Annotated in this window: 13 protein-coding genes; 3 read left to right on the forward strand and 10 right to left on the reverse strand. The window is 67.3% G+C overall.

Annotated elements, in window-relative coordinates:
• Positions 1-274: 274 nt before the first annotated feature.
• Positions 275-1,093: an FRG domain-containing protein gene (locus VF584_15990; GenBank protein ID HEX8211675.1), complete on the reverse strand. Its 819-nt coding sequence runs from the start codon at positions 1,091-1,093 to the stop codon at positions 275-277.
• 221 nt (positions 1,094-1,314) lie between these two features.
• Complete coding sequence (locus tag VF584_15995) at positions 1,315-1,536, reverse strand: hypothetical protein (GenBank protein HEX8211676.1); 222 nt, start codon at positions 1,534-1,536, stop codon at positions 1,315-1,317.
• Between the two features lie 190 nt (positions 1,537-1,726).
• Between VF584_15995 and VF584_16000 the strand changes: the two genes are divergently transcribed.
• Complete coding sequence (locus tag VF584_16000) at positions 1,727-1,921, forward strand: hypothetical protein (GenBank protein ID HEX8211677.1); 195 nt, start codon at positions 1,727-1,729, stop codon at positions 1,919-1,921.
• A gap of 158 nt (positions 1,922-2,079) precedes the next feature.
• Here VF584_16000 and VF584_16005 read toward each other — a convergent pair whose 3' ends face one another.
• The 6 genes from VF584_16005 to VF584_16030 form a co-directional block, all read right to left on the reverse strand.
• Positions 2,080-2,469 carry a hypothetical protein gene (locus VF584_16005; protein ID HEX8211678.1) on the reverse strand — a complete coding sequence of 130 codons (390 nt, stop codon included), beginning with the start codon at positions 2,467-2,469 and terminating at the stop codon, positions 2,080-2,082.
• A gap of 298 nt (positions 2,470-2,767) precedes the next feature.
• Entirely contained in the window at positions 2,768-3,286 is a 519-nt protein-coding gene (locus VF584_16010; GenBank protein HEX8211679.1) for a DarT ssDNA thymidine ADP-ribosyltransferase family protein, read from the reverse strand.
• Between the two features lie 645 nt (positions 3,287-3,931).
• Entirely contained in the window at positions 3,932-4,858 is a 927-nt protein-coding gene (locus VF584_16015; GenBank protein ID HEX8211680.1) for a cyanophycinase, read from the reverse strand.
• Positions 4,858-5,904, reverse strand: a complete 1,047-nt coding sequence (locus tag VF584_16020) for a hypothetical protein (GenBank protein ID HEX8211681.1) — start codon at positions 5,902-5,904, stop codon at positions 4,858-4,860. The genes VF584_16015 and VF584_16020 overlap by 1 nt, the downstream gene beginning before the upstream one ends.
• A 259-nt stretch (positions 5,905-6,163) precedes the next feature.
• A complete protein-coding gene (gene cphA, locus VF584_16025) occupies positions 6,164-8,824 on the reverse strand; it encodes a cyanophycin synthetase (GenBank protein HEX8211682.1) in 2,661 nt (886 codons plus the stop codon).
• Positions 8,825-9,144: 320 nt separating this feature from the next.
• Entirely contained in the window at positions 9,145-9,771 is a 627-nt protein-coding gene (locus tag VF584_16030) for a hypothetical protein (protein HEX8211683.1), read from the reverse strand.
• 182 nt (positions 9,772-9,953) lie between these two features.
• Here VF584_16030 and VF584_16035 point away from each other — a divergent pair, with 182 nt between their 5' ends.
• Positions 9,954-11,045 carry an N-acetylmuramoyl-L-alanine amidase gene (locus VF584_16035; GenBank protein HEX8211684.1) on the forward strand — a complete coding sequence of 364 codons (1,092 nt, stop codon included), beginning with the start codon at positions 9,954-9,956 and terminating at the stop codon, positions 11,043-11,045.
• Positions 11,046-11,052: 7 nt separating this feature from the next.
• Here the strand turns inward: VF584_16035 and VF584_16040 are convergent, their stop codons facing one another.
• Positions 11,053-12,246, reverse strand: a complete 1,194-nt coding sequence (locus tag VF584_16040; protein HEX8211685.1) for an ATP-binding protein — start codon at positions 12,244-12,246, stop codon at positions 11,053-11,055.
• A 338-nt stretch (positions 12,247-12,584) separates the two neighbouring features.
• Positions 12,585-14,315 carry a lamin tail domain-containing protein gene (locus tag VF584_16045; protein ID HEX8211686.1) on the reverse strand — a complete coding sequence of 577 codons (1,731 nt, stop codon included), beginning with the start codon at positions 14,313-14,315 and terminating at the stop codon, positions 12,585-12,587.
• 138 nt (positions 14,316-14,453) lie between these two features.
• Here VF584_16045 and VF584_16050 point away from each other — a divergent pair, with 138 nt between their 5' ends.
• Positions 14,454-15,776, forward strand: coding sequence for a M20/M25/M40 family metallo-hydrolase (locus VF584_16050; protein ID HEX8211687.1), 1,323 nt, complete (start codon positions 14,454-14,456; stop codon positions 15,774-15,776).
• The last annotated feature ends 385 nt before the right edge of the window (positions 15,777-16,161 follow it).

Genomic DNA, 16,161 nt, shown 5'->3' on the forward strand with positions numbered 1-16,161 from the left:
CCTGGGACTCGCTCAACGGCGACTACGCGCGTGAGGTGATCGGCCTCTGAGCCGACACGGATAGAAGGTGGACCGAGGGGTACCCGAGCCCCGGGGCCTGAGGGAAGCGCCTCGCAATGTGGCGGTGCAAAGCGGGCGGAGCGGGGCAGATACGCTGTAAACTGCCCCTGGTCTTCTACTGCTCAGCGATCGGGAGACTTGACAGCGGTGGCCTCATAGAAGGCCGCGGAGGTCCGTGATGCCTTCGGCTACGCTGATTTACCTGAAAAGTCAGTTACGGACGCATAGAGGCGCGGAGCGCATCAAACACACGAAGGACGCTCGTCAGTGACCGGGAAAACCCATCCAAACCCGGGAAAAGCGTTGCGGCGGTGATGTTCATTCTTGACAGATCCTTCAAAGCTTCTGAGCGCATTCTACCATCAAGCACCACCTTAACGATTGGCGTACCGATCACATCGACAGGGAGAGGAGCTTTGCCATCGAAGGCAAAAGTTGTTGGATTGTCAAGCGTCCCGCTGTGGAGACCAAGGCCGGCGAGCAGGTTCGCCTCAAAAGAGATGTGCGCTGCAACCGGGAGTACGAACAGGCCCTGCTGAACGATCAGGCGCTGGTGTTGCTTGAACGGTTCGAAGTGAATTACGCCAGGAGCAGGACACTGATCACGAAAAGTTTTTCCTGCAGTATCAAGGCGTAAGGCATTATTCGACAGGTAATCGCTCTGCTGTTCGATGCTGTACTGGTTGGCGACTGCTGCCTGAAGTACCTCCTGGTTTATCGCCCAGATCGCAGAGTCCGATTCTGCACCTTCCATCGCGAAAAAAGCCGCGACATAGTACGAGAGGGTAAAGTCGAGCAGGCGCGTTGGAGTTCCATAGTGCTGCATAATCGCTAGCCAATCAATATAGCAATCCACTTCAGGAAGATCTGCCATGTAGTGATGAGCTTGGCGCTGAAACTCTCGCATCATCATCGACTCCGCTTGACGCAGCGCATCGAAAGGATGGTTCCAGCGCACGGCAGATCGCTCCAACGAAGACTCCAGGCGCCAACCAGCGCCCGCGTGGCCACGATAGAGGTGATTCGGAAACATGTTCGCCACGAGCTTGGCAGCATGCCATGTATCGACAGACAACTCTAAGAACGAGTATGCCACAACAGGTTCATCGGCTAAGAGTGATTGGATGTACCAGCGGCCTAACGACCAAGTTCAGGCGCGTGCGGCCTGACGATCCTTACCTCAGGAACAATGCCCGGCCGCACGTCGCCTGCAACAATTTGTTCGGCTGCGGGGTTCAAGCGACGACCCCTTCCTCACCCGCTACGCTCCAACTGATCAGCCAGTGCCTTCAACTCACTGCCGCGCTCCCGCGCAAGGCGAGCCAGCACCTTCTGCCAGCCAGCGGGCGGGGCGCGGTAGCTTGCGGCATCAGGAGAAAGCCTCATCTGACGGATCGTTTGAGGCTGGAGGCCGAACGCCTCCGCGACCTGTGCGGCAGGTAGGCCGAGGGCGTCCGTGGCGGTCTTGAAGTCCATTTGTACATACGATGTTGACAGGTGCCGTTGTTGTCTATATATTGTTGACGGCAGGGCGAAAAAGCAAGGCTGACCACTCCTCCGCCAAGAAGAACTGGCCAGCCTCACATACGGAACGACCCGAAGGCCGCCCGCTCTCTCCAAACGTAGCCCTGCACGGCGGCGCGGGTCAAGAGAATCGGAGGTTCAGATGGCCGATGAACAAGCTGTGGAAACGCCCCTCGCCACCAACGAAGAGAACACCGGGTACCGGGTGGAGAAACGCGAGGGGACCCGATGGTGGAAGGTGCTCGACCCGGCAGGCGAACTGGTGTGCCTCACTGTATTCCGACGCGGGGCAAGAGAGGTAGCCCACCGCCTGAATGCTGCGGAGAAGCCCATGTAGCCGGACAAGCTCGGCAGCCGCGGGTGGGACGGCCTGCGGCTGCACGATGGGCCGGCTCCACGCCGCCGAACGACCTAACTCGACCGCGTGCGGCCTACGCCAGCCGTTGGAGTGCGCCTGGCCGCAATCGCCTGCAAGCGCTTATTCGGCGGCGCTCGTTACACGGCGAGAGAGTGTTGCGCAGGCAGTTGACCCGGAGCTGTCTGGTCTAGCCCAGCGAGCCTACTGGCGAAGCGGGCAAACGACTTCGCAAAAACATTCAATTCGCCCGTGGTGGTTAAGCTTACAGCAGCAGCACAAGCCCGTGCCTGGCAGTTGAGCGACTTGGCCGGATTGAACTCGATGTCTGTGAAGCCATCGTATTCCATTATTCGCGACAGCAGGTCCTTCTTGCGCACAAACGCGCGTAGAAACAGCCAGTCGTAGAACGCAGTGGGTGGGGATAGCGGGAAATGAAGACCACCAAATTCAAAGCCGATCAATGCGCCAGATTGCTTCAATCGCAGATCCATCTTCGCCTCGCGCGGAGACACCGAGAAGAGGTCCACGTAAGGACCCCCCTCCTCGAATACTTTACTACCCTGGTATGCTACTTCGATTGGTGCAGTCCAACCTGGGCCAACGCCAACATGTAAATTGAAAGCCGACAGATCACAGCCAATGTCCTCCTCTGACTTAGTCGAAACCTCCAGTAAGTGTCCAATCCCAGCGGAGCGAGCAGCCGAATGCAAGGCGGCAACGTTCTTCCGCTTCTGGGAAATGGAGAATCCAGCATTCCACCGAAACGGCACCGAGCGCTCAACTACGAGCGGAAACGCTTGCCGGGTCGGCACAAAAACGGGGCGATTAGTCATAGCCGCTGATCATTTGCGAAGGCACCAGCGTCGGTACCAGGATCTCGTACTTCCTCGCGACGAGACGGCGCTCCTTGACCACAGGATCGCTCCAGTCAAGTCGGGTATACACCGCTTCAAGATCAAGTTGTTCCAGCGCTTCCGAAAGGCTTAGGGTTTCCACACCACTCTTGTTCGATACATCCGCAGTGAAGAGAACGCCAGGTGTGTGGAGTACTTCCGCCGCGATTCGCAGGAACACGCTCGACTCGATCCTTCCGTCCTCCCGCGCACGGTACTCCATTGGGTGCTCTTTCATCAGGCAGAGATGCACGTACTCATCCAACCCCACGCGATGATCTGCATCGTGGCTCCAATCGTTTCCACCCGGAGCTACGGATTGGATACCCCGCTGCTGTAGTTCCGCCCACGATAGCAGCCCGTGCTGACGTATAGAAGGGAGATTTCGGGTGTCAGTGAAGTGGTAGAACTCTCTAACCGAGAATCGTCCCAGTAACATTTTGGCTCTCATCGATGGGGGATGGGAAAATGCCTGCTACACTTGCGGGTTCGGGAGAGAACGCTGATCAGGCGTGTAGTGCCACTCATCAGGCGTGTAGTGCCACACGCTCGTGCAGGCATAATTGCTCAGCACTTAGTGAGGCGTACCTTGGGTTGCAGACGGCACAAGGGGAATCTTCTGCCGCGATCATCAAGACCGTCTCTTCTCCATGGAACAAAATAGCGCCCCACTCTGGTGCCGCTCTGTACAGGACCGCATGGTCACTGTCTTGTGGAGCGATAGCCTCTAGTAGCGGCTGAATCATCCGCCCTTGTGCTTTGGCTTTCCGCTCATGACTCGTTCGGTCTGACCACGCTTGTACGCAAGCTGCCTCGCTTGGTACTTCTCCGTACTCTCGAACCAGCCTTGCCCTCCGGTTGTTGAGTAGTACTCACCGTTACGCCCGTTCTCCAGACTTTCCTGATACTGCTTGTCGTGCGCGAGCATCAACTCCTTCTCGCGATCGCTTAATGGATAAGACATCATACCCTCCATGGTGGTGTTGAGGAATTCCAGTGGCCTTGAGATCGCCCCGACACAAAGTACGCGATAATCCTTATAGGGTCAATTCCAACAGCGCGGACGCGCTTACTACGAAGAGTGTGAGCCAAATAGCTACCCCGCCGCCCCGTCCCCCCGCAGCACCTCGGTGGCGGTGTTGGCGGTGCGGGCTTCGAGGAGGGTCTCCAGCTCGCGCTCGCGGAGGTTGAAGGTGTAGCCGGCGCCGACGATGCCCACGCGCAGGTAGCTGAGCGTGAGGGGGACGCCCTCCATGCACGCGTCGGCGTTGTCGAAGCGCACGCCGCGGCCGTCGACAAAGGTGACGGAGCCGCGGCCGACGACTTCGCCCAGGTGCCCGCGGATTATGATGCCCGTGTCCTCGTCGATGCCCAGGCCCATGAGCTCGGCGTTGCGGGCTATTACCATGAAGAGGCGCTGAAGGCGGCGGCGCTGCGTGAAGTGCGTGTCGATGACGGCGCGGAAGCCCAGCAGGCCGAAGCCGGGGCCCAGGTGCAGCTGCTGCATCTGGCCGTACTCGTCCGGCTCGCCGCCGGCGAGGATGGTCTCGGTGAGGGCGGCGGCGCCGGCGCTGGTGCCGCAGATGACGCCGCCGCAGCCGTACAGGTCGCTGATGGCGTGGCCCACGCGCGAGCCGGCCAGCGTCGTCACCAGGTGCACCTGGTCGCCGCCGCCCAGGAAGACGCCGTCGGCCTCGGCGATCATGCGCGCGACGGCGCGGTCCTGCGCGCGGTCGCGGGAGTCGACGATGGGGATGGCGACGTCGCGCACGCCGGCGGTGGCGAAGGCGCGGATCCAGTCGTTGGCGGACTCCACCGGCTCGTGCGAGGCGGTGGTGAGGCCCACGATCTTGCCGCCCCCGCCGCGCGCGCGGCACAGCTCGATGAACGACCTGAACGCCGCCCCCTCGGGATCGCACGCGCCGCCGATCAGCACCAGGACGCCCGTGTGGCGGTCCGTGCGCCGGCGCGTTGGGATGTCCGCCTGCTCGCTTTCGTTCGCTTCCCCGACCTCAGCCGACATCAGCTTTCCCCATTGAGCTGCCGCAGCGAGCGCGCGGCCAGCGCCGCCGCCACCTGCGCCGCCACGGGCACGTCGGGAAGGAGCTCGCCGTCGTCCATCGTCTCGCCGCCCATGTCGATCACGATGCGGCCGTCGCGCACCAGCGCTACGGAGTGGGCTACGCGCGTGTCGCGCGCCCGCACCCGGTCGCGGGTGGTGAAGACGGCCACCAGGCATCCAGCATCGCGGGCGCGGTCCTGCACCTCCCACTCCTCCACGGGGCAAACCAGCACTCCGCCGCGCCGCACGCCGTCCGCCAGAACGGAGACGAGCTGCCGCGCGCGCTCCTCGTCGCGGTAGCGCTCCGGCACATCCACCGGGTCCGCGTCCAGAACGATGGCCACGTCGGAGCGGCTGTAGGGGAGCCCGGCGTTGAGGAGATACGAGGGCGCCACGTCCACCACCAGCTCGTCGCCGCCGATGCCGCGGCGGGCCAGCTCGTCGCGCACCTCGGCGCGGCCGTCGCCGCCGGTTATGCCACAGAGCACCTTCTGGTGGAGCGCGGGGACGTCCGGGGTGGCCTTGAGCGACTCCAGCTCGGCCACGGCGTAGTCCACCGTCTCCAGCTCTCCGGCGAAGGCGCGCTGCACCACCTCCAGCGCCAGGGCGGCGGAGCGCGTGCCGACCTCGGCATGGAAGTGCTCGAAGACGACGGTGTACTCCCCCTCGCGGTCGCCGCCGCGGGCGCGGCCGAAGCCGACGTCGTGCCCCACCATCGTCTGCAGCTCCAGCCCCACGTGCTCGGCGATGTGCGGCGCGTACGTCCCCCGGCGCAGGCGCGTGATGAAGCCGCCGCGCTCGCCGATGCTGCAGCGGTGCTCGCGGAGGCCGGGGAGCGCCTTCACCAGCGCGTCGGTGAAGCCGGGGACCTCGGCGGAGGAGATCTCGTCGTACTCGCCTACCGCCACGTCCAGCCGCGTGATGGGTCGCGTGGACCAGAAGTTGGCGCCGCGCAGCGAGCGGAGCGAGACCAGGCGGATCTCGGCGTAGGGGTCCGGGCGGGTCACGGAACTGCCGGGAATGGGGAATGGGGAATGGGGAATCGCAGGAGACAGGGGAATGGGGAATGGGGAATGGGGAATCGCGGGAAGCAGGGGAAAGCGTACAGGGGTAGGGATCCGTGGCCGGAGGCCAGGCACGCGCGCGCCCGGCTCCGGAGCGCGCCTTCCGCCGCGAAACCCGGCACGGCGGGCAGTTCACCCATTCCCCATTCCCCATTCCCCATTCCCCCACCCACCGCCGCCAGCCCCCGCTCCGACCCCCTCATCACGCCGCCGCCGGCTCGCCGACCCGGGCCTGCACCGCCGCCAGAACGCCCGGCACGTCGTCGGCCAGAACCACCATCAGGTCATCCTTCTCCAGCATCCCCAGGCCGCGCTCCAGGGCTTCCATTTCGTCCACGATCTGCTCGATGTTGTCGGCGGGCATGCCGCCCTCGCGCAGGCCGTCGACGATCAGGCCGGTGATCTCCAGGTTGCCGCGGCCGCGCGGGTTCTGGTCTTCCTTGACGACCGCCATGTCCAGCGTGGCGCAGATGCGGCCCACGGCGCGGATGTCCTCGTCGCGGCGGTCGCCGGGGGCGGTGATCAGGCCGATGCGGCGGCGGGCCGGGATGTTGGCCACCATCTCCATCAACCCTTCGAGAGCCGCGGCGTTGTGCGCGTAGTCCACCAGCACGCGCGCCTCGCCCACGCGAATGATGTTGAGCCGCCCCGGCGTCATGGACGGCGAGGGGAAGAACGACAGCAGCCCCGCGCGGATCGTGTCGTACCGCACCCCCTGCACGTACGCCGTGGCGATGGCCGCCAGGATGTTGCCCTGCTGGAAGCGCGCGGCCCCGCCCACCATCAGCGGCACCTCGGTGATGCGCGCGATGGGGATGCGCAGCCGCCCGCGCCGGATCACGAACTCGCTGTCCTCGATGCGCACCCCGATGCCGCCGCGCGTGATGTGGTCCTCGAACTTCCGGTTCTCCCCCGGCTGCGCGGTGGAGAAGAGGACGATGTCCGCCCCCGTCTTGTCGCGCATGGCGTAGACGAGCGGCTCGTCCGCGTTGAGCACCGCGTGCCCCTCGCGCTTCACCACCGCCGCGATCACCGCCTTCACCTCGGCCAGCTGCTCCACCGTGTTGATGCCGCGCAGCCCCAGGTGGTCGGCCGAGACGTTGAGGACCACGCCCACGTCCGCCTCGTCGAAGCCCAGCCCCGCGCGCAGCAGCCCGCCGCGCGCCGTCTCCAGCACCGCCACCTCCACGGTTGGGTTGCTGAGGATGATGTTGGCCGAGAAGGGGCCCGTCATGTCCCCCTCCATCACCTGCCGGTTCTGCAGGTACACGCCGTCCGTCGTCGTGAAGCCGACCGTCTTCCCCGTCTGGCGGAAGAGGTGCGCGGTGAGGCGCGTGGTCGTCGTCTTCCCGTTCGTCCCGGTGATGGCGATCACGGGGATGGTGAACGGCGTCCCCGGCGGGTACAGCATGTCGATGATGGGCGCGCCCACGTTGCGCGGCGTCCCCTCGCTGGGGTGCGAGTGCATGCGCAGCCCCGGCGCGGCGTTGACCTCGATGATCACCGCCCCGTTCTCGCGGAAAGGCACCGAGATGTCCGGCGACAGCACGTCGATCCCCGCGATGTCCAGCCCCACGATCCCCGCGGCCATCTCGCACGCCGTAACGTTGTCGGGGTGCATCTCGTCCGTCCGGTCCACCGAGGTGCCGCCGGTGGAGAGGTTCGCCGTGGCGCGCAGCAGCACCTGCTCCCCCGCGGCGGGCACGTGGTCCACGCTCAGCCCGCTCTTCTCCAGGTACGCGTCCGTGAGCCGGTCGTCCGGGAGGTGGGTGAGGATCTTGGTGTGCCCCCGGCCGCGGCGCGGGTCCTCGTTTGCCTTGCGGATCAGCTCGCGCACAGTGTGCGTTCCGTCGCCGATCACGTGGGCGGGGACGCGCTCGGCCACCGCCGCCAGCTTGCCGTCCACCACCAGCACGCGGTGGTCGCGGCCGGTCACGAAGCGCTCGATCACCATCCTGCGCCCCATGTCCTTGTTGGCCTCCCAGGCGCGGCGCAGCGCGTCGTGGTCGTCCAGACGGCCGCTGATGCCGCGGCCGTGCGATGCGTCGAGCGGCTTCAGGATCAGCGGGTAGCCGATCTCCTCCGCCAGCTCGATGGCGCGCTCCACGCTGCTCGCGATCCCGCCCTGCGGCACAGGGAGGCCGATGTTGCCCAGCACGCGCCGCGTGTCGTCCTTGTCCTGCGCGATCTCCACGGCGATGGCGCTGGTGTAGTCCGACATGGCGGCCTGCACGCGGCGCAGGTTCTTCCCCAGCCCCAGCTGCACCAGCGAGTACGAGTTGAGGCGCCGCACCGGGATGCCGCGCCGGCGCGCCTCCTCCACGATCGCGGCCGTCGAGGGCCCCAGGCGCACGCTCTCCAGCAGGTCGTGGAGGTCCTCGATCATCTCCTCCACGTCGATCTCGTCGCCGGTCATGCACGCCTTCACCAGCCGCACGGCTTCGCGCACGGACTGGAGCCCCACGTCCTCCTCCTCGTACGCCACGATCAGCCACCACACCCCCTCGTCGCCCGAGGCCACCACGCGCCCGAACGACACGTCGGAGCCGGCGAGCGTCTGCAGCTCGAGCGACACGTGCTCCAGGATGTGGGGGAGGTGGGTACCCTCTTCCAGGCGCGCCACGAAGCCGCCCTCGGTGCCGCGCGAGCACGGGTGCTCGCGCAGCGTGGGAAGGGCCGCCACCAGCCGCTCGCTGAAGCCGGGGAACTGGCTGGAGGGTACGTCCTCCAGTGTCCCGAGCCGCACGTCGCAGGCGATGACGGGGGCGAGGCGCCAGAAGTTGGGGCCGCGAACGGCGCGCAACCGCGAGACCCGGAGCTGGTCCGGGTCCACGGCCGCGGCCTGGAGTTGGGCTTCAGCCATTAAGCTAGACGGTCAGGACGGGTGAGTGGGCTCAGCTGCGCGAGTCGTGTGCGGCCCATGCTTCCGGGGCGGGCCGGCCGCCGCCGCGCGCCGGTGTGGCGGCCACGTTGCGCGTGCTCTCTTCCGCGCAGCAGTCGATCCGCCGTCCGTAGGGGCGGTCGCCTCGCGGGGCATCACGCCGGTCGTTTTCTTCTCGTGCCGTGTACATGTTCGCCACCGTCGTGGAGGTCCCATCGTGTTGCACCGCCGGGCCGCACAGGCCCCGCGGGACGTGCCACGGGGCGCAGAAAGGATGCCATGGGTGGAACACGCGGGCGTGGTCACCGCTCCTCATCATCCGCCCACTGCCCCGGGTTCTCCGCCACGTACCTCCTCGCCCGCCCCACCCTGTCGTCATCCCGCAGCACCCTCTCGAAGTAGTTGCGCTGCCATGCGAACCCCGAATCGGCCTCCCTCCGGATCCTGATCGCCGACGCCGCCCTGAAGGTCCGCACCACCTCCCCCCACGTCACCGCCCTATGGACGTGTGGCGATGCCTCCGTAGGGGCGCGATTTATCGCGCCCTCCCCAGAGGCGTGCTGGTGGCCTGTATCCGGCTCGGATGCACCACCCGTTGGCACATCGACGGATAGAGCAGGTCCCTCGGTCGGACAGGCGGTGGGCGCGATAAATCGCGCCCCTACCATAAAGATCGTTGCGTGGAAGTGGTTCGGCATGACAACCGAGGTGTCGAGCCGAATCCCGGCGAAGCGGATGGGCAGAGAGGCCCAGCAATCCGCGACGATTTCACCCGATGCGGTCAGCCGCACCTCACCTTCGACGATTTCGGCAAGGGAGCACCGTCGCCCCGCGACGCAGAGGGTGACGAAGTATGCGCCGGGCATGCTGTAGTCATACTCGCGCAAGCGGATGGAGCGGCGCTGGTGCTGGTTGGGGTAGTAGGGCATGCGGGAAGATCGTCAGGCCGAGAAGGAGCTGGCGGATCTCACGAGATACCCCGGATCGCCTCCTCCGCGGTTGAGCCCCTTTCGTGCACGTTGCGTTTCAGCGGCCAGCGCGGCATCTATCTGTATCCCTCCTCGGCCGATTTCTCCGCAACGGCCTGCTTTCCTCCCGCACACCGGCCCCCATGAAAATCGTCAACCACCGTCTGGTCAAAGACGACGGCACACCGTACCCGTTCGTCAGCTCGCCGAACGTGAGCAAGAAGCTGGATCCGCGGTACCTGGTGATCCACTACACCGCGGGGCGCAATGCGCGCGAGTCGATCAGCTTCCTGGCGACCCTGAAGGCGAAGGCGTCGGCGCACATCGTCATCGGGCGCGATGGGGCGATCACGCAGATGGTGCCCTTTGACCGCGCGGCGTGGCACGCCGGCAAGAGCAAGTGGGAGGGAGTCGTGGGGCTGAACGCCTACTCGCTGGGGATCGAGCTGGACAACGCCGGGTGGATGAAGCGGGGTGCCAACGGGAAGTGGATCTCCTGTTTCGGCGGCGCATACCCGGATGCGGAAGTGCGCGAGGCGCTGCACAAGAACGAGGAGACGCCGCGCGGCTGGCACGAGTACACGCCCAAGCAGCTCGACGCCGCGATGGAGCTTTCCAGGCTTCTCGTGCGCACCTACGGCATCAAGGACGTGATCGGCCACGAAGACATCTCCCCCGGCCGCAAGCAGGACCCGGGGCCGTGCTTCCCGATGGCGGCCTTCCGCAAGAAGGTGATGGGCGGGCGCGATGAACAGCCCGACTCCTTCGTCACCACCGAGGAGCTCAACCTGCGCGGGGGCCCCGGCTCGAAGCATCCGCTCGTGGAGGCGCTCCCGATGGGGACCCGCGTGGAAGTCGTAGAGGAGAGCGGGAGCTGGCGCCGCGTCGTCGTGCAGGACAGCGTCCACGGCCGCGACGAGCTGCGCGGCTGGGTGCACGGCCGCTACCTGGCGTCCTACGAAAAGCCGCGGGACGTCTTGATCGCCAGCGAGGCGCTGAACCTGCGCCAGGGACCCGGCTCACAGCAGCCGCTCGTCGCCGCGCTCCCGGCCGGGACGCGCGTGGAGGTGCGGGAGGAGAGCGACGCCTGGCGCCGGGTGGACGTGCTGGACAGCATCGAGGGCCGCGACGGGCTGCGCGGCTGGGTGCACGGCCGCTACCTGGCGCGCCCCGCCCCCACCCCCGCCGGCAAGATCCCCGCGGTCGAGATCGTGGGGGTGCCGGCCGGGATCTGAACCGCGCCTACCAGAGCGCGGCGGCCAGCGCCGCGACCGCGGCGGCGAGGGCGCTGCCAGAGACCCAGAAGAGGGTGCGCAGCCGGCCCCCGAGGACGACGCCCGTCTGGCGGAGCGACTCCTCGGTGGACTCGCGCTGGGCGGCCAGGGCGGCGTGCACCTCATCCAGCCGGCGCCGCGTCTCCGCCTGCGACGCTTCCACGCGGCGCAGCGACTCGCTCACGGGGACGACGGCGTCCTCCACCTCCACCAGGCGCACCGCCAGCGCGTCCACCTCGTCGCGCACGCCGTCCGATGCGGTGAGGGCGCTGCCGGCCATCGCTGCCATGGCGGGGTCGGTGAAGAGCGACTGCTCCATCACCCGCTTGGCCGCGACCACCTCCTGCATCGCCTCCGCGAAGTGCCGCTGGGCGATCTGCTTCTCCGTGTCGGGTCCGGGCTCGCCGATGGCCATCTGCGCGCCCTTGAGGACGGCGTTCTTGATGTCGCCGCCGCTGGCGGGGTACAGGTTGGCGAGCGCCTGGAAGTCCACGTCGTCGGCCAGCGGCGTCTTTCGGGCGTGGATCTGCGCGCGCCAGATCCGCTCGCGCTCCTCCGCCCCCGGCATCTCGAAGAGGATGTGCGTGCGGATGCGCCGCTCGAACGCCGGGTCGAAGTTGGCGGCGAGGTTCGTCGCAAAGATCACCACGCCGGGGAACTCCTCCAGCTCGCGCAGCAGGACGTTGACGACGGCGTTGGCCTCGCGCTGGTACCCCTGGTCCACCGAGGTGAAGCGGCGCCCCGCGATGGCATCCGCCTCGTCGAAGAAGAGCACCGCGTCCTGCTCGCGCGCGGATGCGAAGACGGCGGCGACGTTCTTGGCCGTGGCGCCCGCCCACTGGCTCTCCAGCTCGGCGTAGCGCACCACGAGGAGGCGCTTCCCCAGCGCATGCGCCACCGCCTCGGCGCAGATCGTCTTCCCAGTCCCTGGCGGCCCGGCGAAGTTGAAGGCCAGCGCCAGCCCCGTGGCGTGCCGCTCCCCCAGCCCCCAGTCCCCAAAGATCACGTCGTGCTTGCGGATCTGCACCAGCGCGTTGTCCAGCGCCCGCCGGGTGGCCGGCGGCAGCACCACATCCGCAAAGGTGCGGCGGGGGACCAGCGCTTCCACCAGCTGTTCCGCGTTGCCGCCGGGGAAGAAGAGATCGCGGAAGGGGTTGGCCATGGAGATAAGTGCGTGAGTGCGTTAGTGCGTGAGTGCGTTCACTGCCTCTGTGCACGCAACGGACCCGGACGCGCACGCGGGCTCTGCATGCGGTACGGCGGAGGCGGGTGGAGGGATTCGCCGCCACGACGAAACGGGCCCCGGCACACGCTTTACGCGCGCGTGCCGGGGCCCCATACCCATCGCCGTACCTGGAGCGAATGAAGGCCGCTGGAACCACACAAAGTCCGCCTCCGCGGACTCTGGGTCGAATGCCGCGTTTCTCGAGCCGGCTTCAGCCGGCTTCCCGTCGTTCCAGCCGGGGGCTTTAGCCCCCGGTGTTCATCGCCCGGCGTCGCTCAGTACGCCGTCCCGTTCGCCCGCTTCCCGCCCGAAGACGCCAGCGACGAAACCGCGGTGTGCAGCACGAAGCCGCCCGTGGCCGAAGTGTCCGGGCTGCGGTTCATCGACACCCCATCCGTGCCCGAGAGCGACGAGGGGTAGGTGAAGCTGTTGATGGTCGTCGTGCCGTTCCTGACGATCACCTGGTCGCCGCCGTTGGCCAGGTTCAGCGCGCCGGTCGATGCGGCCACGGCGTTGGTGAGCCCCGCCGGGATGCTCCCCGACCCGCCGTACACCACGATCGCCTTGCCGGCCCCGAGCGTGGTGCCCGACGCAAAGGTGTGGCGCACGCCGCCGCCGTCCGAGATCGTCCAGCCGCCGATGCCGATCGACGTCCCGCCCACGTTCACCAGCTCCACGAACTCGCCCGCGACGTTGCTCCCCGGCTCGTTCGCCATGATCTCGTTGATGATCACCTTCGCCGGAGTCGCCGTCGTCGTGGTGATGGTGAAGGCGCCGTCGCTCGCGTCGCTCAGCGTCGCGGCGCTGGCGTCAGAGATGCGCACCTTTGCGGCGGTGCTGGCGGTGGAGGGCACGGTCCAGCCGAAGCTGCCGGCCGCGGCGGGGGTGCTGGCGGTGATCTGCGTCCAGGCGGTGCCGTCCAGCGTGTACTCCAGCTTCACGTTCGACACCGCCGCGGAAGTCCAGGTGATCGTCTGGCTGCTTCCGGCCGTGTACGACTCGCCACCGTTGGGCGCCGTGACGCGCACCGATGGCGTGGTGGTGCCGCCGCCGCCGAACGTGTAGCGGGAGAGCACCGGGTAGTGGTCGCTGGTGCTGGCGTCGTAGTTGGCGACGTACGAATCCACGCGGTACACCTGGACGGAGCCGGCTACATAGGTTGCGCTCGCCTCGTTGGTCACCAGGTGGTGGTCGATCATGTCCGTGTACGACGTGGTCGACGTGGCCCCCGCATCGGAGAGCGCCTTGGTGGGGAAGGAGTAGCGCGCCGCGTCGTCCACGAAGTTCTTGTATGGCGACGCCTTCCCGGCGGTGATGGAGGTGTCCACGTCGTCGTTGAAGTCGCCGACCACGAACACCTTTTGCGTGGGATAGGTGGCGTCCAGGTACGACTTCAGCGCGGCCGACGCGTTGGCGCGTCGCTGCCAGCTGGCGTCGTCGTTGAAGGCCTTGGCGTGCAGGACGATGAAGACCACGTCCTCGGTGACGCCGTTCAGCGTCATGCGCAGAGTCACCTCCAGCGGCGGGCGCCCGGCGAAGTCGGTGTCGTACGCGGTCAGGATGATCTTTGCGCCGAGCAGCGTTGCCATCGACGACTTGTAGAGGAGCCCCACCTTCTGCTCGGTGGAGCCGTAGTACGTGGAGCCGCCGGTGACGCCGGACTCGCCCGCCAGCAGGCCGGTGTAGCCGGTGAGCTGCGATTCCAGGCTGTTCCAGTGGGCCTGGTCCACGATCTCGGCCACGCCCCACACGTCCATGTCCGCGCCGGAGATGATGTCGCGCGCGTTCGAGAGCTGCAGCGCCTCGTCGGCGGGTCCGTTGCCCGTGCTGCCGAACCACTCGATGTTCCAGCTTGCCACGTCCAGCGTCGATGCCGTGCCCTGCGCCGGCACCGTCGCCAGCCGCGGCGCGATTACGGAGTGCGGGGAGAGCGGCGTGTCGCACGCGGCGAGCGGGAGCGCAAGGCCGAGCAGGAGCGCGGCACGCGAAGGCCAGGCCAGGATCATCTGCACCTCGGATAGGGGAGCTGTTTCCGACTGCGGGTTGTTTGTGCGGGTAATGTATGTGAGCGGGCGCGTTTTGAGCAGGGGCGGATGGAACAGCATCGCTCAAAAGGCACACGGCTGGCTTCCACGATGGAGATCATGGACGGACACCCACCGGACGAACGCGAGCAGGCGCGGGAGATTTTTCGCGCGCTCGTCGAGATCGATACCTCCCCCGAGCACGGCACCACGGACGCCGCCTGGGCCGCCGCGGGGTGGCTGCGGGCGGGCGGCTTCCCCGCGGACGACGTGTCCGTGCTGGGGCCCGACCCGCGCAAGCACAACCTGGTGGCGCGCCTGCGTGGCAGCGGCGGCCATGCGCCGATCCTCCTCCTGGCGCACCTGGACGTGGTGGACGCGCGGCCGGAGGACTGGACCGTCCCGCCCTTTCATCTGACTGAGGAAGACGGCTGGTTCTACGGGCGCGGCACGCTGGACGACAAGGCGATGTGCGCGCTCTGGCTCGCCGCGCTCGTCCGCATGCGCCGCGAGGGCTTCGTCCCCGACCGCGACCTCGTCGTCGCGCTCACGGCCGACGAGGAGGGCGGGGAGCACAACGGCGCCGCCTGGCTGGTGGAGCATCACCGCGGCCTGGTGGACGCCGGGTTCGGGCTGAACGAGGGCGGCTACGGGCGCATCGAGGGCGGGCGCCGCGCGTCCAACCAGATCCAGGTTGCCGAGAAGCTTCCGCTCCCGCTGCGGCTGGAGGTGGCGGGGCGCGGCGGCCACAGTGCCCTTCCCGCCGCCGACAACCCCATCCACCGCCTGGCCGCGGGGATCGCGCGCCTCTCCGAGCACCGCTTTCCGCTGCGTATGACGGAGGCGGTGCAGGTGTTCTTTGCGCGCATGGGCGACATCAGCGGCAACGACGACATGCGCGCCGCCGCCGCGGGGGACCTCGATGCCGCCCGCCGGCTGGCCGCGAACCCGTACCACGCGGCGCTTATGAGCACCACCTGCGTCCCCACGAGACTAGAGGCCGGCGAGGCGGACAACGCCCTCCCCCTCTTCGCGCGCGCCACCGTCGACTGCCGCATCCTCCCCGGCGAGAACCCGGACGACGTGGTGGAGGCGATCCGCGCCGTCCTCGACGACCCGCTGATCACGGTGACGCCGCTGACCACGCCGCGCACCGCCCCGCCGTCGCCTCTCACGCCGGGGATCGTGGGAGCGGTGGAGCGCGTGACCGCGGAGCTGTGGCCGGGCGTCCCCGTCCTCCCGGTAATGACCATCGGCGCCACCGACAGCCAGCACTTCCGCCGCGCGGGCATCCCTATGTACGGCGTCTCCGGCCTCTTCCTGGACGTCACCGACGCCCGCGCCCACGCCCCCGACGAGCGCATCGGCGTGGAGTCGTTCTACGAGGCCGGCGAGTTCCTCTACCGGCTGCTGCGCCAGCTGGCTGGGGCGGATGAGTCCTAAGTCCTAAGTGCTAAGTGCTAAGTGCTAAGTGCTAAGTGCTAAGTCCTGAGTGCGTGATCCCAGGCGCCACCCCATTGTGTCATCCTGAGAGAGCCGCCCCGCGGACGCCGCGCGCAGTACTCCTGCGGCGAGCGAAGGATCTAGCCGGCGAGGCAAGAGGGCAGCGCGACACGACGGACCCCTCGGCACGCGCAGTAGATCCTTCGCTCCGCGCCGAAGTTCGCAGCGGAGGCGAGGCCGAAAAGCGCGTCGCTCAGGATGACAGAAGGGGGGCGGCACTTGGCACTTGGCACTTGGCACTTGGCACTTGGCACTTGGCACTTGGCACTTGGCACTTGGCACTTGGCACTTGGCACTTGGCACTTGGCACTTGGCACTTGGCACT

It is taken from the genome of Longimicrobium sp., assembly GCA_036389135.1.
Lineage (GTDB): Bacteria > Gemmatimonadota > Gemmatimonadetes > Longimicrobiales > Longimicrobiaceae > Longimicrobium.

Excerpts from the sequence above, each read along its gene's own strand:
- VF584_15990 (HEX8211675.1), bottom strand. The coding sequence starts at position 1,093 with ATGTTTCCGAATCACCTCTATCGTGGCCACGCGGGCGCTGGTTGGCGC.
- VF584_15995 (HEX8211676.1), bottom strand. The coding sequence starts at position 1,536 with ATGGACTTCAAGACCGCCACGGACGCCCTCGGCCTACCTGCCGCACAG.
- VF584_16000 (HEX8211677.1), top strand. The coding sequence starts at position 1,727 with ATGGCCGATGAACAAGCTGTGGAAACGCCCCTCGCCACCAACGAAGAG.
- VF584_16010 (HEX8211679.1), bottom strand. The coding sequence starts at position 3,286 with ATGAGAGCCAAAATGTTACTGGGACGATTCTCGGTTAGAGAGTTCTAC.
- VF584_16015 (HEX8211680.1), bottom strand. The coding sequence starts at position 4,858 with ATGTCGGCTGAGGTCGGGGAAGCGAACGAAAGCGAGCAGGCGGACATC.
- cphA (HEX8211682.1), bottom strand. The coding sequence starts at position 8,824 with ATGGCTGAAGCCCAACTCCAGGCCGCGGCCGTGGACCCGGACCAGCTC.
- VF584_16030 (HEX8211683.1), bottom strand. The coding sequence starts at position 9,771 with ATGCCCTACTACCCCAACCAGCACCAGCGCCGCTCCATCCGCTTGCGC.
- VF584_16035 (HEX8211684.1), top strand. The coding sequence starts at position 9,954 with ATGAAAATCGTCAACCACCGTCTGGTCAAAGACGACGGCACACCGTAC.
- VF584_16040 (HEX8211685.1), bottom strand. The coding sequence starts at position 12,246 with ATGGCCAACCCCTTCCGCGATCTCTTCTTCCCCGGCGGCAACGCGGAA.
- VF584_16045 (HEX8211686.1), bottom strand. The coding sequence starts at position 14,315 with ATGATCCTGGCCTGGCCTTCGCGTGCCGCGCTCCTGCTCGGCCTTGCG.
- VF584_16050 (HEX8211687.1), top strand. The coding sequence starts at position 14,454 with ATGGACGGACACCCACCGGACGAACGCGAGCAGGCGCGGGAGATTTTT.